Origin of the sequence: Pseudoalteromonas peptidolytica, from assembly GCF_012641745.1 — a bacterium.
In the GTDB taxonomy this organism is placed as follows: Bacteria; Pseudomonadota; Gammaproteobacteria; order Enterobacterales; family Alteromonadaceae; genus Pseudoalteromonas; species Pseudoalteromonas peptidolytica.
Genome location: NZ_WEHZ01000065.1, coordinates 1 through 4,544 on the forward strand (window position 1 = coordinate 1; position 4,544 = coordinate 4,544).

Annotated in this window: 2 protein-coding genes, 1 tRNA gene and 1 pseudogene; all 4 read left to right on the forward strand. The window is 40.0% G+C overall.

Annotated features, from left to right (window positions below):
• Positions 1-586 precede the first annotated feature (586 nt).
• Positions 587-2,005, forward strand: coding sequence for an alanine/glycine:cation symporter family protein (locus F9Y84_RS21615; RefSeq protein WP_147391421.1), 1,419 nt, complete (start codon positions 587-589; stop codon positions 2,003-2,005).
• A 163-nt stretch (positions 2,006-2,168) separates the two neighbouring features.
• Positions 2,169-2,245, forward strand: a tRNA-Pro gene (locus F9Y84_RS21620).
• Between the two features lie 340 nt (positions 2,246-2,585).
• Positions 2,586-3,578 carry a hypothetical protein gene (locus F9Y84_RS21625; protein ID WP_147391420.1) on the forward strand — a complete coding sequence of 331 codons (993 nt, stop codon included), beginning with the start codon at positions 2,586-2,588 and terminating at the stop codon, positions 3,576-3,578.
• A gap of 483 nt (positions 3,579-4,061) precedes the next feature.
• A pseudogene (locus F9Y84_RS21630) lies at positions 4,062-4,424 on the forward strand (PAS domain-containing protein); the annotation flags it as partial.
• Between the last annotated feature and the right edge of the window lie 120 nt (positions 4,425-4,544).

The window sequence follows — 4,544 nt, forward strand, 5'->3', positions numbered from 1 at the left end:
CTCATTGAATTCTGATTTTGATACCTTTCGGTATCGAATTGACTGTGCTGAATAAACTATGTTTATTCTGTTGGTCACTCAGTTCAATTGAGACTCTAAATTTGTTTGCGTCATCTAGCGAACTAGATTCTGCTGTTAGAACTCAATCTGTACGAGTGCCCACACAGATGATTGCTTCATATTGTTAAAGAACATTCCGGCTACCCGGTACGATGACTTATCATCGCTGCGCCGTTAGCGCTGAGGGTTGTGCATTCTAAGCATTTCCCATTTTTTGTCAACACTTAATTTTGATTTTCTTTCGAAGCATTCAAACTCAAGCTTTATTTGACTCCCGACTCGTTGGCTCGTTGCTTTTCAGCGTTGCTCCCCGTGTCGGTGGATGCGCATTATAGGGAGATCCAATTTAAGTGCAACCCTTTTTTTGAAGTTTTTCTATTTATTTTTCAAACACGTTTTGACCCACAAAACCCTAACAGCTTATCCACATTTTCTGTGGATAACATGCACTAATTTCAGTTTTTGTTGTTCTTTGTGGTAGATTACCGCCCCATTATTTACTCGTTCTCAGGAAAAGGCTAAATATATGGCTGATATCTTAAACTCGATAAGTGGTCTATTGTGGGGCCATCTACTTATCTATCTATTAATAGCTGCTGGTGTATTTTTCACTGTTAGACTCGGTTTTATTCAATTCACCCAATTCCCGTATATGGTGAAGGTAATGATGCAAAGCCGTGAGGGCGCTGAAGATGGTATCTCTTCTTTCCAGGCATTTTGTACATCATTAGCCGCTCGCGTCGGTACCGGTAATATGGCAGGTGTTGGTGTCGCGCTCTATCTAGGTGGTCCGGGTGCTATATTATGGATGTGGCTTATCGCCTTAATTGGTATGGCGACCAGTTTTGCTGAAAGTTGCTTAGCGCAGTTATATAAGACAAAAGATGATGACGGAAATTTCCGTGGTGGACCTGCTTATTATATGGAGTTGGGTTTAAAACGTAAGTGGATGGGTGTGTTGTTCTCTCTTTGTCTTATTCTCGCATTTGGTTTTGTCTTTAATGCAGTGCAAGCAAACTCCATTGCTGCAGCATTTGAAGTTGCCTTCGATGTGCCCAAGCATATTATGGGTATTGCGTTAGCGGCAGCGGCAGGGGTTATCATCTTTGGTGGTTTAAAGACTATTGCACGCTTTGCCGAGCTCGTCGTTCCTTTTATGGCCGTTGCTTATCTTATGCTGGCGCTGTACGTCTGTGCTGTAAACTTTGCGCAGCTGCCTGATATATTCATGTTAATAGTAAAAAGTGCAATGGGTATCGAACAAGCTGGCGCTGGTGCTATTGGCTACGCGGTAATGCAAGCTATGCTTCAAGGAATTAAACGCGGCCTATTCTCAAATGAAGCCGGTATGGGTAGCGCTGCAAACGCAGCAGCAAGTGCAACACCAAATCCGAACCATCCTGCATCGCAAGGTTATGTGCAAATGCTAGGTGTATTTGTAGACACTATAGTGATCTGTACCGCGACAGCTTCGCTTATCCTTTTATCTGGTCAGCTTGAGCCAAACTCTGGCCTGACCGGCATTGAGTTAACGCAATCTGCGTTGGTTCACCATGTAGGTGAATGGGGTGCAACTTTCGTTGCAGTCGCTATTTTATTTTTTGCTTTTACTTCTATTGTTGCCAACTACAGTTACGCAGAAACCAATCTGCTGTTTTTAGATCATCATTCAAAGAAAGGAATGATGGTGTTTAGAGCTTGTGTATTAGGTATGGTCATGTTTGGTGCAGTAAGTGAACTCGGATTAGTTTGGACCCTCGCCGACATTTCAATGGGGTTAATGGCTGTAGTTAACGTGGTTGCACTCTTTATGCTTCGCAAGGTTGTGCTGTGGCTTGCTGCCGATTATAAAAAGCAGCTTAAAGCTGGAGTAACCCCCGAGTTTGATCCGAGTACCAACCCTGAAGTAGAAAAAACACTACCAAAAGGTATTTGGACTAAGTAGACCAATACAGCGCACTAATGCTTATATTTAGTGCGCTTTCTTCTTATACGACCCAACGTTAATGAAAACGAACACAAAAATACGCACTTGAGTTCATTTAATGTCCAAACAAACCAACCACTTATTGCCTTTCAAAAAAAAATCCGTATAGTAGTCACCAAGTCGGCATATAGCGCAGCTTGGTAGCGCACTGTCATGGGGTGTCAGGGGTCGCAGGTTCAAATCCTGCTATGCCGACCAACTTTTCCTTACCCTGTTCAATAAGTTATAGCACTTTCCTAAGCTGTGCATACACATTGCTTTCATTCTTATTTATTTTGACGCTCATAACAATCGCATACCGTCATAGCTATGACCGAATCTTGGTAAAAAAGCACAGAAACCCCGTCAGAAAACTAAGAATATTTCAGGAAAATCTATTATAACTTACCTCAAATACCAAAAAGTAATAGAGCCTATTTCTTTTTGCATTTTTTACACCAATCGATACTGTAATAACCTGTAACAACGTGTAATTACGCTTTTTTAGACGCTCAACTATTCTAAAAATGATATTAACCAAAGTCATTAAGGAAAAACCATGAGCGTATATGAAAACATTATTGCAGACCTAAAAACCAGTTTTGAAAACGTATTTCCGAATTGGGCGGAAAAGTTTGAGCAAGCACAGACGGCTGAACAACTCTATGACGTTCAAAATGAGATGCTCTTATCACTTTCTTCTACTGATCAACCTAGTAATCAGGGTGCAATTGCCATCACATCTGAAATGTTTGAAAAGATGAATTCTGCAGAGGGTGATGAAATAGAAACCTGCTGTAAGCAGTTACTCACGTTGTCTGCTGCACTTAAAGATCTTCCTCCAAACCCTACATCACAGCAGGTTACTGCAGTTTTTATTAAACATGAAGTCGCTGCAATTACTAATAAAATGTGTGAACAACTGAAGAAAAAGCTCATTAAAGATGAGGGAAAGCTCACCAAGCAGTTAATGGAAGAAATGATTGATGAGCTACTTGCTGATAGTGAAGAAGTAGCTGAAATCCTAGACATCGTAGTCGCAACATTTATTGCACTTGTGATCCCTATCCTTTGGTTTTTTGATAAGTCAGCACAGTGTATTCTTTATGTCGTCAATAATACTGGCGAAGACATCAAGTACCTTCATCGACATGACAAACATGGTAAGTGTCTCGTTTATACGAGTTTGATACCGGGCATGGTTGAAAATAAATCTGATCCTAATGACTCTTGCAGATTTGCAGGGCTTGTGTCAACTTCTAAAAAGGAAGGCGCTCTAATTGGCACGCAAGCTGGGTTTTCATTTACCATCAACGATCCCGTAACTGGAGAAGAATTAAATGAATTCGCTATTGGTATTGAGTGTCCTTATAGTGAAAAGAACTGCTTTAGTTGCGCGTTTAACTATTCCGCAGAAAAAATCTCAAATGATCAGAGTACTTCTCATGGCCACTCACAAACAAAAACAGATAAGGATTATCAACTCAAGGTATCCTTGAATAGCTTCGAGCACTCTCCAGCATATTTTATCGCTGTGTTATCAAAAGCATAAAATATGTCTCGATAGAACTTTGTTGAACAACGGGTAACTGGTAAAGGTACAATTTATGTTGACCATTTCTGCCCGTTGTTTTTACAAAAGCTTTGTCTAACTGATAGTTATTGCCAACTAAGCAAACACTCCAAAATAATGCGAATGGTTCTCAATAATTTTAGCCTGCTTCGGCTAAATTGTTTCCTCGTAAAAAGCTTCATTGAGTAGACTATCTAGATTCAAAATTATTAACTTAATCTGCGAAAATTGAGTGTAAGCTCAACCCCGAGATTCACGGCTTCTGAAGTTAACTCTTAACATGATTTATAGTGACCGCTATTGATTTGTCAGACGCAATGTTGCTTGGCTGTAGGTGACTTACCAAATAATGATCTCAATCATAGAACATCGCTTTAGTATCCCACTTTTGTAAAAAATACTTCTGACTATAAAGTCTTAGATTTATATTTCTCCAGTCTTAAGCTACCGAGATAAACAATAATGCCAAAAATAGTAGGTAGGGAAATAAAGTTGGATAAGCATAGTATTTTACTTTCAACAACAGACTTGGATAGTCGTATTACTTATGCAAATCAGTCTTTTTGCGAAGTTGCCGGATATACCATTGGGGAAATGTTAGGCCAGCCACATAATTTAGTTCGAAATAAAGATATGCCAAAAGCTGCTTTTAAGAATATGTGGTCTACTATTCAACGTGGTGACTCTTGGATGGGTCCAGTTAAAAATTTAGCGAAAAATGGTGATTATTATTGGGTCAACGCGTTTGTTACACCAATAAGAGACACTAAGGGAGAAATTGTTGAATATCAGTCTGTGAGGACAGCACCAAGTCCTGAGACCCTGTAACAGATTCTGTGTAACTGCCACTTAGTTAATATGTCTTTCGAGGCGTTCCTCGAACTCGATGATAAATCGACTCATCGCCTGACGCCAGTTTTGAATGGGCATTGTCCATTTTTTACT